The following is an 18,216-nucleotide window of genomic DNA, read 5'->3' as shown; positions in this document are numbered from 1 at the left end:
CTCAGGTATCAGGCGGGCGGGTAGACGTGCTGCCCGCCGTGACGATCTTCGGCGACCGCCTCCACGCCCGGCATCTCGCAGCCGGAGAGGAAGGCGGGGCCGACCGGAATCTTGCCGGCACCGCCGGGGATGTCGAGGATATAGGTCGGCTGGCACAGGCCGGAAAGGTTGCCGCGCAGGCTTTTGACCAGCGCCTGCCCCTCCTCCAGCGTCAGGCGGAAATGCGAGGTGCCGGGCGCGAGATCGGGGTGGTGCAGGTAATAGGGCTTGATGCGGTTCTCGACGAAGGTGCGCATCAGGGCACCAAGCGTCTCGACATCGGCGTTGACGCCCTTGAGCAGGACCGACTGGCTGAGCAGGACATGGCCGGCATCGGCCAGCGTCGCGATCGCCGTGCGGGCGTCATCAGTGAACTCGCGCGGATGATTGGCGTGGATGGCGATATAGCTCGCCTTGCCGGGAATGCGCAGCGCCTTCGCATAATCCGGCGTGACCCGGCCGGGATCGACGACGGGCACACGCGTATGCCAGCGCGCGACCTTGATATGCGGGATGCCGGCCAGGCGCTTCGCGACCTCGCGGACGCGGCGAGTCGAAAGGATGAAGGGATCGCCACCCGTCATGATCACCTCCCAGATCTCTGGCCGGGAGGCGAGATAGGCGAGCGCGGCGTCGAGCCTGGCGCCGGTCAGTGCATCGCCGCCAGGGCCGACCATCTCGCGCCGGAAGCAGAAGCGGCAATAGACCGGGCAGGCATGAACGAGCTTGAGCAAGGCGCGGTCGGGATAGCGATGGACAACGCCCTCGACCGGGGAATGGGCATCGTCGCCGATCGGGTCGGCCAGCTCCTGCGGCAGCGTCGTCAGCTCGGCCGCATCGGGAATGAACTGGCGTGCGATCGGATCGGCTGGATCGTTCGGATCGATCAGTCCGGCGACAGCCGGCGTCACCGAGACGGCATAGCGCTCCGCCACCCTCTGCAAGGCGTCGCGGCGCGCGGGCGCGGCCAAGCCGGCCTCGACAAGCGCGTCGATGCTGCGCAGCGGCTGGCCGCCAGGGGGCTGGTGAACGGTCATCCCCTTCCCCTGCCCGGTTCCGCGACCGGCGTCCAGAGCACATCCTCGATCCGGCGCGCGCCCACACAAAGCATGACCAGCCGGTCGAAGCCGAGCGCGATGCCGGATGCCGCCGGCATCAGCGCCAACGCCTCCAGGAAATCCTCATCGACAGGATAGCGCTCGCCATAGATGCGCTCCTTCTCGTCCATGTCGGCCTCGAAACGGCGGCGCTGCTCGGCCGGGTCGGTGAGCTCGCCGAAGGCATTGGCGAGCTCGACGCCGCAGGCATAGAGCTCGAAACGCTCGGCCACACGCGGATCGCCGGGCTTGGGCCGGGCGAGCGCAGCCTCGCTGATCGGGTATTCACAGAGGATCGTGGCGCGGCCTCGGCCGAGATGCGGTTCGATGCGCTCGGAGAGGACGCGGCTGAAGATGTCCGACCAGCTGTCATCGTCTGTAACCCGGATGCCGGCCTCGATCGCGTCGGCGGCCAACCCACCGCGATCGAGTTCCTGATCGGCTGTCACCGTACGCAGCAGGTCGATCCCGGCATGGCGCTTGAAGGCCTCCTGCAGGGTCAGGTGCTCGGGCTCGGCGAAGGGATCGACCTCGGCGCCGCGCCAGCGCAGCGTGGTGGCGCCGGCAGCGCGGGCGGCTTCGGCCATCAGCGCTGCGCAATCTTGCATCAATGCGTCGTAATTCTCCCCCACACGATACCATTCCAGCATCGTGAACTCAGGGTGATGCAGGGCCGTGCGCTCGCGATTGCGGAAGACGCGGGCGAAATCGAAGATGCGGGCCTCGCCGGCCGCCAGCAGCTTCTTGGCCGCGAATTCGGGCGAGGTGTGCAGGTAATAGGGATGCGGCGCGGCCGCGTTGTCGATCAGCGTCGTGCCGAACCCGTGCAGATGCGTCTCGTTGCCGGGCGAGAGCTGCAGGATCGCCGCCTCGACCTCGGTGAAGTCGCGGGCCTCGAACCAGCGGCGCAGCGCCGTCTTGATCCGCCCGCGCGCCAGCAGAGCCGGGCGGCGGTCGGCATGGACATCAGGCCGCCAGAACGGCGTCGGGGACGAACTCATCGAATCTCGCGTCGAATGCGTCGGAAAGCTTTCGTTTCGCGCGCGAATGCGGTAGTTGCGCGGCGACAGAATTCGCATAGAGCATCGCGCGAAAAAGTGGGAACCGGTTTTTCGCGAGAGCGATGCTCTGAGTTTTAGGTTTGGCGCGGGGGAACGCCGCGCACCAGCAAGGACATTCACGTGGTCAAGGTCATCGCCTCTTCCGTCCGCAAGGGCAACGTCCTCGAGCTGGACGGACATCTCTGCACGGTCATCTCGGCCGAGAGCTTCTTCCCGGGCAAGGGCACCCCGACGACTCAGATCGACATGCGCCGTATCTCCGACGGCGTGAAGATGACGCAGCGCTACAAGACGACCGAGCAGGTCGAGCGCGCCTATGTCGAGGATCGCGACTTCACCTATCTCTACCAGGACGGCGAGCAGTACGTCTTCATGAACCCTGAGACCTACGACCAGATCCCGGTCGACAAGGACGTGATCGGCGATGCCGCTCCCTATCTCCAGGAGAACATGAAGGTCTCGCTCTCGGTGTTCGAGGACAAGGCCGTCGCGATCGAACTGCCGCAGCGCGTCACGCTGGAAGTCGTCGAGACCGAGCCAGTGACCAAGGGCCAGACGGCCTCCTCTTCCTACAAGCCGGCGATCCTGTCGAACGGCGTGCGCAGCGCCGTGCCGCCGCATGTCGGCGTCGGCACCCGCGTCGTCGTGATGACCGCCGACGGCTCTTATGTCGAGCGCGCGAAAGACTAATCTGCTGGCGCAGAGCGCCGCGGAACATTCTCCTCTATAGCTTTACGCAGCGGGCCCTTTCCGGGCCCGTTGTCGTTTCCGAGGACATCATGACGCTCTCAGTCAAGGCAGCCGCCCTTTCCGGCTTCGTGCAGACGCTCAAGGCGCTCGACGCCATTCTCGACAAGGCCGTGGACCAGGCCGAGACCCGCAAGATCCAGCCGGAAGTGCTGCTCTCCGCCCGGCTCGCGCCGGACATGCTCGCCTTCACCCGCCAGATCCAGCTCTGCTGCGACTTCGCCAAGAACGCCGTGTCGCGCCTCTCCGGCGGCGAGAACCCGCGCTTCCCCGACGAGGAGAAGAGCTTCCCGGAGCTGAAGGAGCGCATCGCCAGGACGCTGGCTTTCATCGCCGCGGCGGATAGCGCCGTGCTCGATGCCGGGCTTGGCCGCGAGGTCACTTTCCCGCGCGGCCCCTCGGCGACCGTGACGATGACCGGCGAGGCCTACCTTACCCGCTTCGCCATCCCGAACTTCTATTTCCACGCCACGACGGCCTACGACATCCTGCGTCAGAACGGCTTCCAGATCGGCAAGCAAGACTTCCTGCTCGGCGTCTTCGACGCCTGAGGCCGACCCAAGGGCATGAACGCGGCGCCTGCCATCACGATCGAACGCTCCTCTCCCAGCGATGCCGGGGAGATCGCGGCGCTCTATCTGGCGTCGCGCGGGGAGGCACTGCCCTATCTGCGCCGCGTCCATAGCGACGACGAGGTGCGGGGCTGGATCGCGCATGTCAGGCTCGCCACCGGCGAGACCTGGGTGGCACGGGAGGCCGGGCGCATCCTCGGCTTCCTCTGCCTCGACGGCGAGGATCTCGATCAGCTCTATCTGATGCCCGGGCAGTTCAGGCGCGGCGTCGGCTCATTGCTGCTTGCGAAGGCGAAAGAGCGCAGCCCGGAGCGGCTCCATCTGTTCACCTTCCAGCGGAACCACGGCGCTCGCGCGTTCTACGAGCGCCACGGCTTCCGCCTCGTCGATCTCAACGACGGCGACCGCAACGAGGAGGGCGAGCCGGACGCGCTCTACGAGTGGCGCCGATCGTTTTCGGAAGAGGGCTTGTAATCGGGAAGAGCCATCCCCATTTGAGGTTCACGACGATGTCGAGAGCGTTCCACAGCTCTCCGTTGTCGCTGAAGACGGCCATGAGCCGAACGTGTGACGCCGGATGTACGCGCACCGTTCCGCTGCATGGCCGTTGGCATTTTCAGGCCCTATGACGCGGATGTGGCGCGGTTCCAGGGCATGCGCGAAAGAAGCATCGCCAACCCGCACCATCCGGTCGCGCCGGCGAAGGCCAGCATCGCGCCCATGATACCGGCAACGGCAAAGGCCGCCGTCAAGCCGGCGAACCCCGCTGCAACCAGGAGCGCGACCATCGCGCCGACGATCATCTGAACCTGCCGGAAGATCGACAAGCGCGGGCCGGCATTGCCGATAACGGGCAACCCTGCGGCCTGCCAGGCGGCGATACCGCCCTCGAGGCTGACGCTGTCTTCCCGCGTCGCGTCAAGCGCGCAGGCCCGGGCGCTTCGCATCCCGCTCTGACACTGGAAGATCAGCGTCCGGTCGCGCGGCAACTCCGACAATATCTCCGGCAAGTCGCCCAGCGGCAGGGAGACAGCCAGCGGGATGTGGCTCGCAACAAACTCGGCCGGCTCGCGAATATCGACCAGAAGGGCTTCGCCGACGGCCAGCCGGCGCGCAGCCTCCTGCGGGGACATCGAACGGGTCATCATGGCTGCCTTCCACAAAAATGAACGTAAAGCACCGCCATAAGCTCCATCACGGCTGGGTGGGCGATGAAATAGTGCAGAGTCCGGTGGTCGCGCCGGAAATCGACGATGCCTTCCGCCTTCAGCTTCGCCAGGTGCTGCGACATCGAAGTCGGCGCAATGCCGGTCTGGGCGATCAGTTCACCGACGCTGCGCTCGCCTTTCGAGAGGGCACAAAGCACGAGGAGCCGATGCGGGTTGGCGAGCCCCTTGAGGAACTCGGCAACGCTTTCGGCCTTCTCCGCCATGGCTTCGGCTAGCGGTTGCTCTTCTTCATAATTCATGTTTTTATGATATTATAAAAATATGAATCGTCAACCCATGGAGATTGCGATGAGCAAGAACTACCGTGCTCTCACTCAGGATATCTCGGCCTATATGCGTGAGCTGCGCACCCTGCAGCCGGAGGCGATGAAAGGCTTCAGCGCGCTGGCACAAGCGGCCGGCGCCGACGGATCACTCGACAAGAAGAGCAAGGAATTTATCGCGCTGGCGATTGGCATCACGCAGCACTGCGATGGCTGCATCGGCTTCCACGCCAAGGCGCTGGCGGGTTTGGGCGCCTCGCGGCAGGAGATCGCCGAAGTCGCGGCGATGTCAGTTTATATGGGCGGCGGCCCGGCGCTGATGTACGCCGCAGATGCCCTGCGCGCTTTCGATCAGTTTTCGGAGCATGCGGCCTGAAGCCGGCCCGGCTTCCTAGCCCTGCAGGAACGGGTTGTTCTGCCGCTCCTCGCCCAGCGTGCTCGCCGGGCCGTGGCCCGGCAGGAACTGAACGTCGTCGCCGAGCGGCAGGAGCTTGGTCTTGATCCCCGTAATCAGCGCCTCGTGGTCGCCATAAGGGAAATCGGTACGGCCGATCGAGCCGGCGAAGACGGTATCTCCCGCGAGCAGGAAACGCAGGTCCTTCTGGAAGAAGGTAACATGGCCCGGCGAATGGCCCGGCACATGCGCGACCGCGAAACTCAGGTCCCCGAGCGAGACCGTGTCGCCCTCGTTCAGCCAGCGCGTCGGCACGACGGCCTTCATGCCGAGGATGTCGAAGCGCAGGCCCTGCTCCGGCAAGGCGTCGAGCAAAGGCTTGTCGCCCTCATGCGGCCCGATGATCGGGATCGACAGCGCCTGCGCGAGTTCGGTCGCGCCGCCGGCATGGTCGAGATGACCATGGGTCAGCCAGATCGCAACCGGCGTGACGCCGAGCTCCTTGACGGCGCCCAGTATCTGCGGGACGTCGCCGCCGGGATCGACGATCGCGGCCTCGTTGGATTTCGGCTCCCAGACGATGGCGCAATTCTGCTGGAACGGCGTCACAGGCACGACGGCGATCTGAAGCGGCGGCTGCTGGTCGGTCATGGGAAGCCTTTCGATTGTCTGGGAAGGCTCTTACCGCCCGCCGCAGCGATTGGCGATCAGCGCGCGATAGTTCACCAGCTCGGAATCCATCTCCGCGACATTGCGCGCCCGCTCCGGCCCATCCTGGCAGGTGGCGAAGACCGAGCGGGCCTTCTGGAGATAAGCGACATGCTCGCGAAAGGTCCGGCACTGCGTCGCCTGGTCGGCGCTCGCCACGCCGGCGAGCCGCGCCTGCTGCTGGCGGAAGCCAGCCTCGTTCTGGAAGAGATCCCGCGAGCAGGTCGCCGGGCGCGGCTGCTGGGCCAGTACGGGGCCGGCCAACAGCAGCGCCGCGACAGTCAGAGCGAACCTCATCCGAGGTTCAGCTCCTTGAAGAAGTCGTTGCCCTTGTCGTCGATGACGATGAAGGCCGGGAAGTCCTCGACCTCGATCCGCCAGACCGCCTCCATGCCGAGCTCGGCATATTCGAGAACCTCGACCTTGCGGATGCAATCCTGCGCGAGCCGCGCGGCCGGCCCGCCGATCGAGCCGAGATAGAAGCCGCCATGGGCCTTGCAGGCCTCGCGCACCGCCGCCGAGCGATTGCCCTTGGCGAGCATCACCATGGAACCGCCGAAGGACTGGAACTGGTCGACGAAGGAATCCATGCGGCCGGCCGTAGTCGGGCCGAAGGAGCCGGAGGCGAAGCCCTCCGGCGTCTTGGCCGGGCCGGCGTAATAGACAGGATGGTTCTTGAAATAGTCGGGCATGCCCTCGCCGCGCTCCAGTCGCTCGCGGATCTTGGCATGGGCGAGGTCGCGGGCGACGACGATGGTGCCGGTCAGCGACAGGCGCGTCTTGACCGGGTGCTTCGACAGCGTGGCGAGAATCTCGCTCATCGGCTGGTTGAGGTCGATCTTGACCACGGAACCGCCGAGCGCCGCTTCGTCGACATCCGGCAGATACTTGGACGGATCGGTTTCCAGCGCCTCCAGGAAGATACCGTCCCTGGTGATCTTGCCCTTGGCTTGGCGGTCGGCCGAGCAGGAGACGCCGAGGCCGATCGGCAGCGAGGCGCCATGGCGCGGCAGGCGGATGACGCGAACATCGTGGCAGAAATACTTGCCGCCGAATTGCGCGCCGACGCCGAGCGCCTGCGTCATCTTGTGGACCTCTTCCTCCATCTCGATATCGCGGAAGGCATGGCCCGAGGGCGAGCCCTTGGTCGGCAAGGCGTCGAGATATTTGGTCGAGGCGAGCTTCACCGTCTTGAGGTTCTGCTCGGCCGAGGTGCCACCGATGACGATGGCGAGGTGATAGGGCGGGCAGGCGGCGGTGCCGAGCGTCAGGATCTTCTCCTTCAGGAACGCCATCATGCGGTCCTTGGTCAGGAGCGAGGGCGTCGCCTGATAGAGGAAGGTCTTGTTGGCCGAGCCGCCGCCCTTACAGACGAAGAGGAATTTGTAGGCGTCCTCGCCTTCAGCATAGATGTCGATCTGCGCCGGCAGGTTGGTCGCGGTGTTCTTCTCGTCGAACATCGAGAGCGGCGCGAGCTGGGAATAGCGCAGGTTGCGCTTGAAATAGGCGTCCGCCACGCCTTCGCCGAGCGCGGCCTCGTCGTCGCCGTCGGTCCAGACCTTGCGGCCCTTCTTGCCCATGACGATCGCGGTGCCGGTGTCCTGGCACATCGGCAGCACACCGCCGGCGGCGATATTGGCGTTCTTCAGCAGGTCATAGGCGACAAACTTGTCGTTCGAGGTCGCCTCGGGATCATCCAGTATCTTGCCGAGCTGGGCGAGATGGCCGGGGCGCAGCAGGTGGTTGATGTCGATGAAGGCCTGCTCGGAGAGAAGGCGAATCGCCTCGCGCGATACGCTCAGGACCTCGCGATCGCCGATCTTCTCGACGCTGACGCCCTCGCTGCCGAGCTTGCGGTAGGGCGTCGTGTCCTCGCCGAGCGGGAAGAGATCGACATGCGTATAGGCCATGACCAGCGGCTCCGAAACAGGGCGCGCCGCGTTCGGGACATGGAATACGCGGCGCCGATCCAGCCGGGGTCATAGCCCGTCGGCCGGAAACGTCCAAGCAGTCTTTAGTGCTTTTAAGTCTAGGCCGCCTGCGCGGCCGATTCGGCGAGGATCGCATAGATCGCCGAGGGATCGCGGACCTTGCGGACCTGTTCCAGAACGGACTGGTTGCGCAGCACGCGCGCGACGCGGGCCAGGGCCTTGAGGTGGTCGGCGCCGGCGCCCTCGGGGGCGATCAGGACGAAGATGATATCGACCGGCTGGCCGTCGAGCGCGTCGAAATCGATCGGCTTCTCGGTGCGGGCAAAGAGCCCGACGAGACGCTCGATTCCCGGCATGCGGCCATGCGGGATCGCGATACCCTCGCCGATTCCGGTCGAGCCGAGGCGCTCACGCTGGAGCAGGGCCTCGAACAGCTCCCGGTCCGGCAGGCCCGTCAGCGTGGCGGCATGCTGGGCAAGCTCCTGCAGAGCCTGCTTCTTGCCGTTAGCCCGCAACGGCGAAATCACCGCGGCGGGGCTCAGAAGATCGGTCAGCGTCATTCGCCCGTCCATGCATGTCCCGTGCCGGCCGAGATGTGTCGGCACAGGTCAGGTTCGACGGCCGGAGCGGATCGCCCGCCGGCCTTCAGGACAGCGATGCCGGCGGGTCGATCCAGCCGATATTGCCGTCGCCGCGGCGATATACGATGTTCATGCGGCCATTGCCAGCGTGCCGGAAGACGACGACCGGCGCGCCGGTCAGGTCGAGTTCCGCAACGGCGTCGCTGACCGTCCTGACATGCAGTGATTTGGTCGATTCCGCAACGATCACCGGGTTATCGCCAGCCGAAGCCCCGTCGAAATCCTCGATATCGTCATCGGGGGCCGCGATCACATAGCTGGGGATTTCGATTCCGGCATCGCGGCCATTGGCACTCGAACGGTCCTTCAGCCGGCGCTTGTAGCGTCGCAGCCGCTTCTCGATGCGTTCAGCCATCTTGTCGAGGCTAGCATAGGGATCGTGGGCGGTGGCGGAGGCTTCCAACGTGATCCCGGAGGAGAGGTGCAGGACGCCGTCGGTCCGGAAGGCTGTGCCGTCCTTGTCGACAGTGACATGGCCCTGATAGCCACCCTCGTAATATTTGCTGACCGCCGCAGCGACCCGCTCCTCGGCCTGGCCGCGGAGGGCCTCGCCGACATCGAGATTCTTGCCGGAGATTCGCAAGCTCATGGAGTGCTTCCCCTTGGTTTAGCCATGGCCCTGTTCGGCCATCCCTAGGAGCTAAGAACCGGGAGTCGGGGTTGTCAATGAGCCGGCGCAGTCATGGCGCGCATGCGCGGCACCTTTGGAACAATTTCGCTTAACGTTCCGCCGCCGCCATCGCGACTTTCTCGCGCCGCCGCTCCATCGAGGACGGGATTCTCAGGGATTCGCGGTATTTTGCCACGGTTCGCCGGGCGATATCGATGCCGCCGTCCTTCAACCGGGTCACAATGGCATCGTCGGAGAGCACCGCCGAGGGGCTCTCGTCATCGATCATCTGCTTGATCCGGAAGCGCACAGCCTCCGCCGAATGCGCCTCGCCATAGCCGGTCGCGGCGATCGCGGCCGAAAAGAAATATTTCATTTCGAAGACCCCGCGCGAGCAGGTCAGATATTTGTTCGAGGTGACGCGCGAGACGGTCGATTCGTGCATGCCGATGGCGTCGGCCACGGTCTTCAGGTTGAGCGGGCGCAGATGCTCGACGCCATGGGCGAAGAAGCCGTCCTGCTGGCGCACGATCTCGCTGGCGACCTTCAGGATCGTCCGGGCGCGCTGCTCCAGCGAACGGGTCAGCCAGTTCGCCGTCTGCAGGCATTCGGCAATGAAAGCCTTGTCCGCGTCGTTGCGGGCCGCCCTGGACACGCGCGCATGATAGGTCTGGTTGACGAGCAGGCGCGGCAGGGTGTCTGGGTTGAGGTCGATCAGCCAGGAGCCGTCAGGCGCAGCGCGGATGAAGACATCCGGTACCACGGTCTCGGCGGCCGAGCCGCCGAAGGCGCGGCCGGGCTTGGGATCGAGACGGCGGATTTCCCCGACCATGTCGGCGATATCCTCGTCATCGACGCCGCAGAGGCGCTTCAGCGCGGCGAAATCGCGCTTGGCGACGAGGTGCAGATTCGCCACCAGCACCTGCATGGCCGGGTCGAAGCGGTTGCGATCGCGCAGCTGGATGGCGAGGCACTCGGCAACGTCGCGGGCGGCGATGCCGGAAGGATCGAAGCTCTGGACGACGCGCAGGACCGCCTCGACCCTGTCCATGGCCACGCCGAGGCGCTCGGCAATATCGGCGAGGGGCTCGCCGAGATAGCCGCTGTCGTCGACCGCATCGATGATGTGGCGACCGATGATGCGGTCGGCCGGCGTCACGACGGCAAGGTCGAGCTGCGCCGCGAGATGATCGTGCAGCGAGGCATCCGCCGTCAGGCTGCTCTCGAAGCCTTCGGGGTCGCCGTCGAAGGAGCCGCCCGTCGCGCCATAGGCGCCGCCGACGATCGGCAGGCTGTCGGCGCCGTTCGCCTCACTGCGGGCGACTGTCGGCTGCTCGTTCTGGAAGACGTTGTCGAGGCCGGTGCCGAGCCTGCCCTCCATGCCCTCCTGCGTATGGAGGCTCTCGGCCCTGGCGAAACTCTCGGCATCGGCCGCGTGAGGGCTGTCGGCGTCATCGGCGCGCGCCGGCTGCTCCGGCCCCTCGTCGCGCTCCAGCAAGGGATTGCGCTCCAGCTCTCCCTCGACGAAATTCTGAAGCTCAAGATGCGAGAGCTGCAGGAGCTTGATCGCCTGCAGCAGCTGCGGCGTCATCACCAGGGACTGTCCCTGGCGCAGCTCCATGCGCGGCATCATCGCCATACGCGAAAGGCCCTTCCAGCTCGCGCGCCATCGGCACGCTTCTTGCTTCCGGAAGGGACACTAGCGCCGGCTCACCGCCGCGTCAAAGGCCCAGCCATGTCTGCGGCCGGAAAATTGATGCGCCGCAACAAAACTGCCTGCGCAAGCCAGCCGCAGCGCCTCAGAGGCGGAAATCCTCGCCAAGATAAACGCGCCGGACGTCCGGGTTGGCGATGATCTCGGCCGGAGAGCCTTCGGTCAGCACCCGCCCGGAATGGATGATATAGGCGCGATCGACGAGGCCGAGCGTCTCACGGACATTGTGGTCGGTGATCAGCACCCCGATGCCGCGGTCGGTGAGTTGCCGCACCAGCGCCTGGATGTCGCCGACGGCGATGGGGTCGATGCCGGCGAAGGGCTCGTCGAGCAGGATGAAGGAGGGCTTGCCGGCGAGCGCGCGCGCGATCTCGCAGCGGCGGCGCTCGCCGCCCGAGAGCGCGATCGAAGGCGCCTTGCGCAGGCGGGCAATGGTGAACTCTTCGAGCAACTGGTCGAGCTGGCGCTCGCGGGCCTTGCGGTCAGGCTCGACCACTTCCAGCACCGAGCGGATATTGTCTTCGACCGACAGGCCGCGGAAGATCGAGGCCTCCTGCGGGAGGTAACCGATGCCGAGGCGCGCGCGCTGGTACATCGGCAGGGCGGTGATGTCGTTGCCTTCCAGCGAGATGACGCCGGCATCGGCCGCGACGAGGCCCGTGATCATGTAGAAGATCGTGGTCTTGCCGGCACCGTTGGGGCCGAGCAGGCCAACCGCCTCGCCCTGGCGCAGATGAAGGCTGGCATCCGAGACGACGGCGCGGCCGCCATAGCTCTTGCGCAGGCCGGCGACAGCAAGGACCCCGGCGCCGCCGATCGCGGCAACGCCGGCAGGCGCCGGCCTGGCTCTCTCCTGATCGCGATGGCCGAACAGCCCGCGCAGGCGGCCGAATGCGCCCAGCTGCTGCGGGCGCGGAGCCGGCTGCACCGGCGCGGCCGAGGGACGAGGCGCTTCGGAAACGGTCACGGCAGCACGATCAGTTGGTGGGCTTCGGGGCCGGCTTGGCGCCGGGCTTGGCTGCGTCGGTCTTGTTGGCGTCGGCCGCATTCGGCACGAACAGACCCTGCACGCGCCCACCTTCGACATTGGCGACGCCGGTCACGGTGTCATAGGTCAGCTTCTGGCCGCGGGTGACGTTGGGCCCGTCATTCAATGCGACGTTGCCGGTCATGATGACGAGGTTCCTGGCCCGGTCGAACTCGGCATTGTCCGAGGTCGCCGCCTGCGTCTTGGAGACGACGGTCACCGGCCCCTTGCACAGGATGCGCTTGATCGAGCTGTCATTGCCCTGCCCGCCGGCGCCCGCCGCCGGAGCCGGCGTCGTGGATGCCGCGGCCGGTGCTGGCGTCGCCGGGCGACCAGCAGTCCCGCCCGGGCCGCCGCGGCCTTCGTAGAGTACGGTCATCACGGTGCAGCGCACCGTCGTCTCGCCCTGTACGGCCACGACATTGCCCGAGAAGACCGCCTTGTTTTCCTTGTCGACCACGTCGAGCTTGTCGGCATCGATCTTGATCGGCTCCTTGCTGTCGCCGCCGAGCCCACCCAGCGCCGACGAGGCGCCGCGCGGCTTGGCCGCGGACGCCTGCGCAAAGACCTCCTGCGGCGCACCGATCAGCGCGAAGCCCGCCGCAAGCAGCAGCGCGGCGTCACGGGCATGCGCGAAACGGAGCATCTGGCCAACCTTGCTCATGTCACTGTCTCTTCCCGTTGCCGGCTTCGCCCGCCGGCGCTGCATCTGCGGGGGGAACCCGATTTGCGTTCAGCAGTTCCGGCATCGGCGTGCTGCCCTCGCGTTCGGGGCCTGCGAGCGTACCTGCTGGCGCGTTCCGGATGAAGACCCGCACCCGCCCCTCGAAAGCGATCAACTCGCCATTGTTCTTCACGTCAAGTGTGTCGGCGTCGACAGTGGTTTCGCCGAGGCTGACCTTGACGGGTTCCTTCGAGACCACGGTGCCGGATTTGAAGTCGACATCGGCGGTTCTCATCTGCATGTCGTTACCGTTCTCGGTGCGTATCTTGACGTCGTCGACAAGGCGCAGCTTCTCCTTCTGCGTGTCGAAGAGGCCCGTCTTCGCATGCACCGTCACCCAGCCTTCGCGCTCCATCTGGATGCGCGCCGTGAGGGTCTGCAGCTCGACCTGAGTCGGGTTCCTGATCTCCTGAAAGGCATTCACGGCCGTGACCTGATAGGGCCGATTGTCCTTGCGATAGCCGGATAGCTTCGGCGTCTCCATCTTGACCTTGCCGCCGGTGATGCCGACGGAGCTGACCGAGACGTTGGCGAGCTTGCCGCCGAGCGGCGAGAGAAAGGGCACCACGACCAGCCCCAGCACCAGCACCACGGCTGCGACGGGAATCAGGCGGCGCAGGATATGCACCAGCCGCGTATGGCGACGCGCCGCGCCAAAAGCCGCGCGCCGGCGCAGCACCTGCGCGGACAGCCCCGCCGCCGGGTCGTTGAAGGTCATTGCCAAAGTCATGCCCCGCGCAATGGCAGCCGCTCACGGCATTTTCGTGTCACGGGACGGGCCGCATCGCGCCCTCGCGCGACTCGTCCAGAGGGGCAGGCGCACCACAGCGCGCCTTGCCCGCGCGGAGACTGACGCAAGAAGCCTTAGAAATTGTCAAGTGTGGGCGAAGATATCGGTCTCGTCCCAGCCCGCGAGATCGAGCTCGGCCCGGTAGGGCAGGAACTGGAAACAGGCCCGGGCGAGGTGCCGGCGGCCCTCGCGCGCCAGCATCGTCTCCAGCTTTTCGTGCAGCGCATGGAGATGCAGCACGTCGGAAGCGGCATAGGCGAGCTGCGCCTCGCTCAGCGCGTCCGCCCCCCAATCGGAGGATTGCTGCTGCTTCGACAATTCGACGCCGAGCAGCTCGCGCACGAGGTCCTTGAGTCCGTGCCGGTCGGTATAGGTGCGGGTCAGCTTCGAGGCGATCTTGGTGCAGTAGACCGGTGCGGTGACCACGCCGAAGGCATGCTTGAGCACGGCGACATCGAAGCGGGCGAAGTGGAAGAGCTTCAGCACCGCCGGGTCCTCGAGCAGGCGGATCAGATTCTTCGGCCGCTCGCCGCCCTTCGGGATCTGCACGACATCCGCGGTGCCGTCGCCGCGCGACAGCTGGACGACGCAGAGCCGGTCGCGATGCGGATTGAGGCCGAGAGTCTCGGTGTCGATCGCGACGCTCGACCCGGCGTCATAGCCGTCCGGCAGGTCGCCGCGATGAAAGCGGATGGTCATGCTCGAAACCTCACTGGGGCTGCGCGAACGCGCCCTTCGACTGCACTTCACGAAACGGGAAAAGACAGGCCGCGTGCCGACAGCGACGCACGCTTCGCAGCTAACGGCCAGCCCCGTGCCGTTCAAGCCCTTTTTGAGCCGGAATAAACTCTTATGCGCCTCATTAACCCTTTATTCACCATAGGCTTCAACCCGACAGCTGACCATGCGACAACCGTCCATCGGAGTTCGCCTGATGCCCCTGACCCGCCTTTTCAGCGATTTTGACGGCCGCATCGGGTTGCGGGCCTTCTGGCTCGGCAGCCTTACGGTCGCGCTGACGCTGTTTGCGATCCAGCGTGTCGCACCGCTGCTCGCCGATCATGACGACGCCCGCGTGATCGTCGCCTTCGCCAATGCCTTCGCCCTGTTTCCCTGGGCGGCCCTGGCGGCCAAGCGCGCGACCGACCGTGGCAGCACGCCGCTTTTCGGCATCCTGCTGATCTGCGCCATCGTGCTGCCCGAGCAACTCAGACCGTTCCTGTCGATCGGCTGGCGCCCATCGCTCGAGGCGATCTCGACCATGGCCTGGGTCGTCGCCTTCGTCGATCTCGGCCTGCTGCCTTCGGCGGCAGAGCGGGATGGGGTTGCGACAACGCCGGCTGGTGCTAAAGCGGCTGAATGAGCGCCGCACCGACCTCCTCCGCCCCTGCCCTGACTTTCGACTCGACGGACCCGGGCGCCCTGACGCAGGCTCTCGTCCGCTGTCCCTCGGTCACGCCCGAGGAAGGTGGGGCTCTCGCGCTGCTTGCCGCCGTGTTGTCAGCGGAAGGCTATGACGTGCATCGCCCGGTCTTCAGCGAGCCGGGCACGCCCGATGTCGAAAATCTCTATGCCCGTATCGGCAGCACGGCTCCCGTCTTCGTGATCGCCGGCCATACCGATGTCGTGCCCGTCGGCGATGCTGCCGCCTGGACGCGCGAGCCCTTCGGCGGGGCGATCGAGAACGGCACGCTCTACGGGCGTGGCGCCTGCGACATGAAGGGCGGGCTCGCCGCCATGGTCGCCGCAGCGATCCGCTACCGGCGCGACAACCCGGATGCACCCGGCTCGATCGCCTTCCTGGTCACCGGCGACGAGGAAGGCCCCTCGGTCAACGGCACGGTCAAACTTCTCGCCTGGGCCCATGAGCGCGGCGAGCGCTTCGACCATTGCATCCTCGGCGAGCCGACCAACCCGGCTGCGATGAGCGACATGATCAAGATCGGCCGGCGGGGGTCGCTGACCGGCAAGCTGACCGTGCAGGGTACGCAAGGCCATGTCGGCTATCCGCACCTGGCCGACAATCCGATCCGCGGCATGGTGCGCCTGCTCGCCGCCCTCGACGCCACGCCGCTCGATGGCGGCACGCAGCATTTCGACCCGAGCAATCTCGAAGTAACGACGCTCGATGTCGGCAATCCCGCGACCAACGTCATTCCGGCGCAGGCGAAGGCGGCCTTCAACATCCGCTTCAACGACACCTGGACGCCGGAGACGCTCGCCGCCGAGCTGGAACGGCGCCTGCGCGAGGCAGCCGGGAACAAGGTGCGCTACACGCTCGAGGTCCAGCCGACCAATGCCGTCGCCTTCCTGACCGAGCCCGGCCCCTTCGTGGCGCTCGTCGCGGATGCCGTCGAGGCCGAGACCGGCAAGCGCCCGGCACTGTCGACCACCGGCGGCACCTCCGACGCGCGTTTCATCAAGAACTATTGCCCCGTCGTCGAATACGGCGTCGTCGGCAAGACGATGCACCAGATCGACGAATGCGTCGCCGTCGCCGACCTCGTGTCGCTCCAGCGGATCACGCAGCGTTTACTCGCCAGCTATTTTGCAGCGCAACACCGGGCTTGACGCGCCGGAAACAGGGCCCATTATCTCTGTTAGACGAAAGTCTAACACCGCAGATGATGGAGACCGTGATGAGGCTGGCAGCCGATGACGTCGCGCGTTCGCTGCGCGGCTCCTGGCACCTGATGACCCGCGGGGCCGAAGCCCTGCCGGAACTCGACCTGACGCGGGACGGGTTCTGGCGCTCCTTCCTCGGCTTCGCGCTGATGCTGCCCGCGACGATCGCCATTCTCGCCGCCGTGCGGCTGACCGCCGGGCTGCCGAACAGCGCCGGCCTCTTCACCGCGCCTGCGCTGGTGTTGTCGGTCATCGCCGCGCTCGCGCTGGCCATCCTGGCGGTACCGGCCCTGCTCATCGCGTTGCGCCCGGAGTTCGCCCATAGCCCGCGCTTCACCAGCTTCGTCATCGCCTGGAACTGGGCCGGCATCGTCTCGGTCAGCCTGATGGCCATTCCCGCGACGATCTTCGCGATCGGCTGGGCGCCGCCGGCGCTGGCGATCGTGCAGTCGCTGTTCTTCGCCATGATCGTGCTGCGGCTGCGCTATTGCGTGGCACGGGCCGTGTTCGGACCAGAGAGTCGCGGCCTCGCCATGATGCTGGTCGTCGCCAGCGTCATGCTCGACTACGGCGTTACGCGCCTGTTCGGGCTGTTCTGAGAGGCCGGAGCGTCAGCCGGACGGCTCGACGTAGTCGACGCCCGCGAGATAAAGTCCGCAGGACGGCGCAAGCGCCGCACATTGCGATCGGTCGCGCGCGGCCAGCACCTTGCCGACCTTGTTCTCCGGCCAGCGCCCCATCCCGACCATCTTCAGGCAGCCGACGATCGAGCGGACCTGATGATGCAGGAAGGAGCGGGCGTGGACATAGACCACGATCTCGGAGCCCTCGCGGCGAACGTCGCAGCGGTCGAGCGTGCGGATCGGGCTGTTGGCCTGGCATTCGGCGGCGCGGAAGGTGGTGAAGTCGTGCTGGCCGAGCAGCGCCTTGGCCGCGCGGTCCATCGCCTCGTGATCGAGCTTGACCGGCACATGCCAGACCCGGTCGCGATCCAGCGCGGGCTGCGCCCGGCGGTCGAGGATGCGGTAGACGTAATAGCGGCGCCGCGCCGAGATGCGGGCGTCGAAATCATCAGGAACCAATTCGGCGCTGAGCACGGCGACCGGAATCCGCTTCAGCCGCGCATTGGTTGCATCGCGCACGACATCGGTGCGCCATTCCTTGTCGATATCGACATGGGCGACCTGATGGGTGGCATGAACGCCGGCATCGGTCCGCCCGGCACAATGCAGGCGGACGGGATGGCCGCAGAAGGCCTCGACCGCCTCCTCGACGCTCTGCTGCACGGACGGGCCATTGAGCTGGCGCTGCCAGCCCGAGAACGGCGTGCCGTCATATTCGATGACGAGCTTGTAGCGCCGCATCAGAGCTTGCCGCCGGCTCCGAGCCGGGCGCCGCGCAGGAACTCGGCCCCGCTCATCGGTGCCTTGCCGGCGCGCTGGACCTGCAGCAGCTTCACCGCCCCGACGGCGCAGGCGACGGTGCCCTCATCGTCGAGCAGCGTGCCGGGCTCGGCTGCGCCACCGGCACGGGCCGTGCGCAGGATCTTGAGCCGCTCCGGCCCCTTGCCGAGATCGATCTCGGCAAAGGCGCCCGGGAAGGGTGAGAGGCCGCGCACGAGGTCATGGACCTGCTGCGCCGGCAGCGCCCAGTTCAGCTTCGCCTCGGCATTGGCGATCTTGCTGGCATAGGTCACGCCCTCCTCCGGCTGCGGCGTGAACTGCAGGCCACCGCGCCCGAGTGCCGCGAGCGCGCGTACCATCAGGTCGGCGCCGAGCGGGCTCAACTGATCATGCAGCTCGCCCGCCGTCATATCCGGGCCGATCGCCAGCTTCTCGACCATGGCGACGGGGCCGGTATCGAGGCCGGCTTCCATCTTCATCACGCAGACGCCGCTCTCGCCATCACCTGCCATGATCGCGCGCTGGATCGGCGCGGCGGCGCGCCACCGCGGGACCACCGAGGCCTGGAGGTTGAGGCATCCGAGCTCGGGCACGTCGAGGATACCCTGGGGGAGGATAATTACGTATGCGACCACCACCGC

The 18,216-nt window shown here is 66.5% G+C and carries 23 protein-coding genes; 7 read left to right on the top strand and 16 right to left on the bottom strand.

What is annotated here, in order from left to right; translation table 11 throughout:
• Positions 1-8: 8 nt before the first annotated feature.
• On the bottom strand, positions 9-1,076 hold the full coding sequence (locus tag NUV79_RS14685; protein ID WP_257733840.1) for a lysine-2,3-aminomutase-like protein: 1,068 nt from the start codon (positions 1,074-1,076) through the stop codon (positions 9-11).
• Positions 1,073-2,137, bottom strand: coding sequence for an EF-P lysine aminoacylase EpmA (gene epmA / locus NUV79_RS14680; RefSeq protein WP_257733839.1), 1,065 nt, complete (start codon positions 2,135-2,137; stop codon positions 1,073-1,075). Before epmA ends, NUV79_RS14685 begins: the two co-directional genes overlap by 4 nt.
• 180 nt (positions 2,138-2,317) lie before the next feature.
• Here epmA and efp point away from each other — a divergent pair, with 180 nt between their 5' ends.
• From efp to NUV79_RS14665, 3 genes are all read left to right on the top strand, one after another.
• Complete coding sequence (gene efp / locus NUV79_RS14675) at positions 2,318-2,887, top strand: elongation factor P (RefSeq protein WP_257733838.1); 570 nt, start codon at positions 2,318-2,320, stop codon at positions 2,885-2,887.
• 89 nt (positions 2,888-2,976) lie between these two features.
• Entirely contained in the window at positions 2,977-3,495 is a 519-nt protein-coding gene (locus NUV79_RS14670) for a DUF1993 domain-containing protein (RefSeq protein ID WP_257733837.1), read from the top strand.
• 15 nt (positions 3,496-3,510) lie between these two features.
• Positions 3,511-3,990, top strand: coding sequence for a GNAT family N-acetyltransferase (locus NUV79_RS14665; RefSeq protein ID WP_257733836.1), 480 nt, complete (start codon positions 3,511-3,513; stop codon positions 3,988-3,990).
• Positions 3,991-4,139: 149 nt separating this feature from the next.
• On the opposite strand, the gene NUV79_RS14660 is transcribed toward NUV79_RS14665, so the two are convergent.
• Both NUV79_RS14660 and NUV79_RS14655 read right to left on the bottom strand, forming a co-directional pair.
• Entirely contained in the window at positions 4,140-4,664 is a 525-nt protein-coding gene (locus tag NUV79_RS14660) for a rhodanese-like domain-containing protein (protein WP_257733835.1), read from the bottom strand.
• A complete protein-coding gene (locus tag NUV79_RS14655) occupies positions 4,661-4,948 on the bottom strand; it encodes an ArsR/SmtB family transcription factor (RefSeq protein WP_257733834.1) in 288 nt (95 codons plus the stop codon). Before NUV79_RS14655 ends, NUV79_RS14660 begins: the two co-directional genes overlap by 4 nt.
• A gap of 85 nt (positions 4,949-5,033) precedes the next feature.
• Between NUV79_RS14655 and NUV79_RS14650 the strand changes: the two genes are divergently transcribed.
• The gene (locus NUV79_RS14650) at positions 5,034-5,384 is read left to right on the top strand and encodes a carboxymuconolactone decarboxylase family protein (RefSeq protein ID WP_257733833.1); all 351 of its coding nucleotides are present in this window, start codon (positions 5,034-5,036) and stop codon (positions 5,382-5,384) included.
• Positions 5,385-5,399: 15 nt separating this feature from the next.
• Here NUV79_RS14650 and NUV79_RS14645 read toward each other — a convergent pair whose 3' ends face one another.
• From NUV79_RS14645 to NUV79_RS14600, 10 genes are all read right to left on the bottom strand, one after another.
• A complete protein-coding gene (locus tag NUV79_RS14645; RefSeq protein WP_257733832.1) occupies positions 5,400-6,053 on the bottom strand; it encodes an MBL fold metallo-hydrolase in 654 nt (217 codons plus the stop codon).
• Between the two features lie 30 nt (positions 6,054-6,083).
• Complete coding sequence (locus NUV79_RS14640; RefSeq protein WP_257733831.1) at positions 6,084-6,407, bottom strand: hypothetical protein; 324 nt, start codon at positions 6,405-6,407, stop codon at positions 6,084-6,086.
• Entirely contained in the window at positions 6,404-8,020 is a 1,617-nt protein-coding gene (locus NUV79_RS14635) for a fumarate hydratase (RefSeq protein WP_257733830.1), read from the bottom strand. The genes NUV79_RS14640 and NUV79_RS14635 overlap by 4 nt, the downstream gene beginning before the upstream one ends.
• A gap of 119 nt (positions 8,021-8,139) precedes the next feature.
• Complete coding sequence (gene ptsN, locus NUV79_RS14630) at positions 8,140-8,601, bottom strand: PTS IIA-like nitrogen regulatory protein PtsN (RefSeq protein WP_257733829.1); 462 nt, start codon at positions 8,599-8,601, stop codon at positions 8,140-8,142.
• A gap of 85 nt (positions 8,602-8,686) precedes the next feature.
• Positions 8,687-9,271, bottom strand: a complete 585-nt coding sequence (gene hpf / locus NUV79_RS14625) for a ribosome hibernation-promoting factor, HPF/YfiA family (protein WP_257733828.1) — start codon at positions 9,269-9,271, stop codon at positions 8,687-8,689.
• Positions 9,272-9,401: 130 nt separating this feature from the next.
• Positions 9,402-10,931, bottom strand: coding sequence for an RNA polymerase factor sigma-54 (rpoN, locus tag NUV79_RS14620; protein WP_257733827.1), 1,530 nt, complete (start codon positions 10,929-10,931; stop codon positions 9,402-9,404).
• Between the two features lie 160 nt (positions 10,932-11,091).
• Entirely contained in the window at positions 11,092-12,054 is a 963-nt protein-coding gene (gene lptB / locus NUV79_RS14615; protein WP_404978703.1) for an LPS export ABC transporter ATP-binding protein, read from the bottom strand.
• Positions 11,984-12,697, bottom strand: a complete 714-nt coding sequence (locus tag NUV79_RS14610; RefSeq protein ID WP_257733826.1) for an LptA/OstA family protein — start codon at positions 12,695-12,697, stop codon at positions 11,984-11,986. Before NUV79_RS14610 ends, lptB begins: the two co-directional genes overlap by 71 nt.
• A 1-nt stretch (position 12,698) precedes the next feature.
• Complete coding sequence (lptC, locus tag NUV79_RS14605; RefSeq protein WP_257733825.1) at positions 12,699-13,475, bottom strand: LPS export ABC transporter periplasmic protein LptC; 777 nt, start codon at positions 13,473-13,475, stop codon at positions 12,699-12,701.
• A gap of 156 nt (positions 13,476-13,631) precedes the next feature.
• A complete protein-coding gene (locus NUV79_RS14600; protein WP_257733824.1) occupies positions 13,632-14,246 on the bottom strand; it encodes a ribonuclease D in 615 nt (204 codons plus the stop codon).
• Positions 14,247-14,481: 235 nt separating this feature from the next.
• Between NUV79_RS14600 and NUV79_RS14595 the strand changes: the two genes are divergently transcribed.
• The 3 genes from NUV79_RS14595 (at position 14,482) to NUV79_RS14585 (ending at position 16,771) form a co-directional block, all read left to right on the top strand.
• Positions 14,482-14,910 (top strand): DUF805 domain-containing protein, encoded by a 429-nt coding sequence (locus NUV79_RS14595; protein WP_257733823.1) that lies wholly within the window; start codon positions 14,482-14,484, stop codon positions 14,908-14,910.
• Positions 14,907-16,118: a succinyl-diaminopimelate desuccinylase gene (gene dapE, locus NUV79_RS14590; protein ID WP_257733822.1), complete on the top strand. Its 1,212-nt coding sequence runs from the start codon at positions 14,907-14,909 to the stop codon at positions 16,116-16,118. The genes NUV79_RS14595 and dapE overlap by 4 nt, the downstream gene beginning before the upstream one ends.
• 68 nt (positions 16,119-16,186) lie before the next feature.
• Positions 16,187-16,771 (top strand): hypothetical protein, encoded by a 585-nt coding sequence (locus NUV79_RS14585; RefSeq protein WP_257733821.1) that lies wholly within the window; start codon positions 16,187-16,189, stop codon positions 16,769-16,771.
• 12 nt (positions 16,772-16,783) lie between these two features.
• Here the strand turns inward: NUV79_RS14585 and truA are convergent, their stop codons facing one another.
• Positions 16,784-17,536: a tRNA pseudouridine(38-40) synthase TruA gene (truA, locus tag NUV79_RS14580; RefSeq protein WP_257733820.1), complete on the bottom strand. Its 753-nt coding sequence runs from the start codon at positions 17,534-17,536 to the stop codon at positions 16,784-16,786.
• Positions 17,536-18,216 (bottom strand): methionyl-tRNA formyltransferase (locus NUV79_RS14575; RefSeq protein WP_257733819.1); only part of this gene is annotated, 681 nt, incomplete at its 5' end. The genes NUV79_RS14575 and truA, both read right to left, overlap by 1 nt.

The sequence above is a fragment of the Allobosea sp. 47.2.35 genome (assembly GCF_024655635.1).
Taxonomy (GTDB): Bacteria; Pseudomonadota; Alphaproteobacteria; order Rhizobiales; family Beijerinckiaceae; genus Allobosea.
This window is presented reverse-complemented; position numbering and strand designations above follow the sequence as displayed.

Excerpts from the sequence above, each read along its gene's own strand:
- NUV79_RS14650 (WP_257733833.1), top strand. The coding sequence starts at position 5,034 with ATGAGCAAGAACTACCGTGCTCTCACTCAGGATATCTCGGCCTATATG.
- NUV79_RS14670 (WP_257733837.1), top strand. The coding sequence starts at position 2,977 with ATGACGCTCTCAGTCAAGGCAGCCGCCCTTTCCGGCTTCGTGCAGACG.
- lptC (WP_257733825.1), bottom strand. The coding sequence starts at position 13,475 with ATGACCTTCAACGACCCGGCGGCGGGGCTGTCCGCGCAGGTGCTGCGC.
- NUV79_RS14610 (WP_257733826.1), bottom strand. The coding sequence starts at position 12,697 with ATGAGCAAGGTTGGCCAGATGCTCCGTTTCGCGCATGCCCGTGACGCC.
- dapE (WP_257733822.1), top strand. The coding sequence starts at position 14,907 with ATGAGCGCCGCACCGACCTCCTCCGCCCCTGCCCTGACTTTCGACTCG.
- lptB (WP_404978703.1), bottom strand. The coding sequence starts at position 12,054 with ATGCGGCCGACGCCAACAAGACCGACGCAGCCAAGCCCGGCGCCAAGC.
- NUV79_RS14595 (WP_257733823.1), top strand. The coding sequence starts at position 14,482 with ATGCCCCTGACCCGCCTTTTCAGCGATTTTGACGGCCGCATCGGGTTG.
- NUV79_RS14685 (WP_257733840.1), bottom strand. The coding sequence starts at position 1,076 with ATGACCGTTCACCAGCCCCCTGGCGGCCAGCCGCTGCGCAGCATCGAC.
- hpf (WP_257733828.1), bottom strand. The coding sequence starts at position 9,271 with ATGAGCTTGCGAATCTCCGGCAAGAATCTCGATGTCGGCGAGGCCCTC.
- truA (WP_257733820.1), bottom strand. The coding sequence starts at position 17,536 with ATGCGGCGCTACAAGCTCGTCATCGAATATGACGGCACGCCGTTCTCG.
- rpoN (WP_257733827.1), bottom strand. The coding sequence starts at position 10,931 with ATGGCGATGATGCCGCGCATGGAGCTGCGCCAGGGACAGTCCCTGGTG.
- NUV79_RS14600 (WP_257733824.1), bottom strand. The coding sequence starts at position 14,246 with ATGACCATCCGCTTTCATCGCGGCGACCTGCCGGACGGCTATGACGCC.
- epmA (WP_257733839.1), bottom strand. The coding sequence starts at position 2,137 with ATGAGTTCGTCCCCGACGCCGTTCTGGCGGCCTGATGTCCATGCCGAC.
- NUV79_RS14665 (WP_257733836.1), top strand. The coding sequence starts at position 3,511 with ATGAACGCGGCGCCTGCCATCACGATCGAACGCTCCTCTCCCAGCGAT.
- NUV79_RS14640 (WP_257733831.1), bottom strand. The coding sequence starts at position 6,407 with ATGAGGTTCGCTCTGACTGTCGCGGCGCTGCTGTTGGCCGGCCCCGTA.
- NUV79_RS14655 (WP_257733834.1), bottom strand. The coding sequence starts at position 4,948 with ATGGCGGAGAAGGCCGAAAGCGTTGCCGAGTTCCTCAAGGGGCTCGCC.
- NUV79_RS14660 (WP_257733835.1), bottom strand. The coding sequence starts at position 4,664 with ATGATGACCCGTTCGATGTCCCCGCAGGAGGCTGCGCGCCGGCTGGCC.
- NUV79_RS14645 (WP_257733832.1), bottom strand. The coding sequence starts at position 6,053 with ATGACCGACCAGCAGCCGCCGCTTCAGATCGCCGTCGTGCCTGTGACG.
- NUV79_RS14635 (WP_257733830.1), bottom strand. The coding sequence starts at position 8,020 with ATGGCCTATACGCATGTCGATCTCTTCCCGCTCGGCGAGGACACGACG.
- NUV79_RS14585 (WP_257733821.1), top strand. The coding sequence starts at position 16,187 with ATGAGGCTGGCAGCCGATGACGTCGCGCGTTCGCTGCGCGGCTCCTGG.
- ptsN (WP_257733829.1), bottom strand. The coding sequence starts at position 8,601 with ATGACGCTGACCGATCTTCTGAGCCCCGCCGCGGTGATTTCGCCGTTG.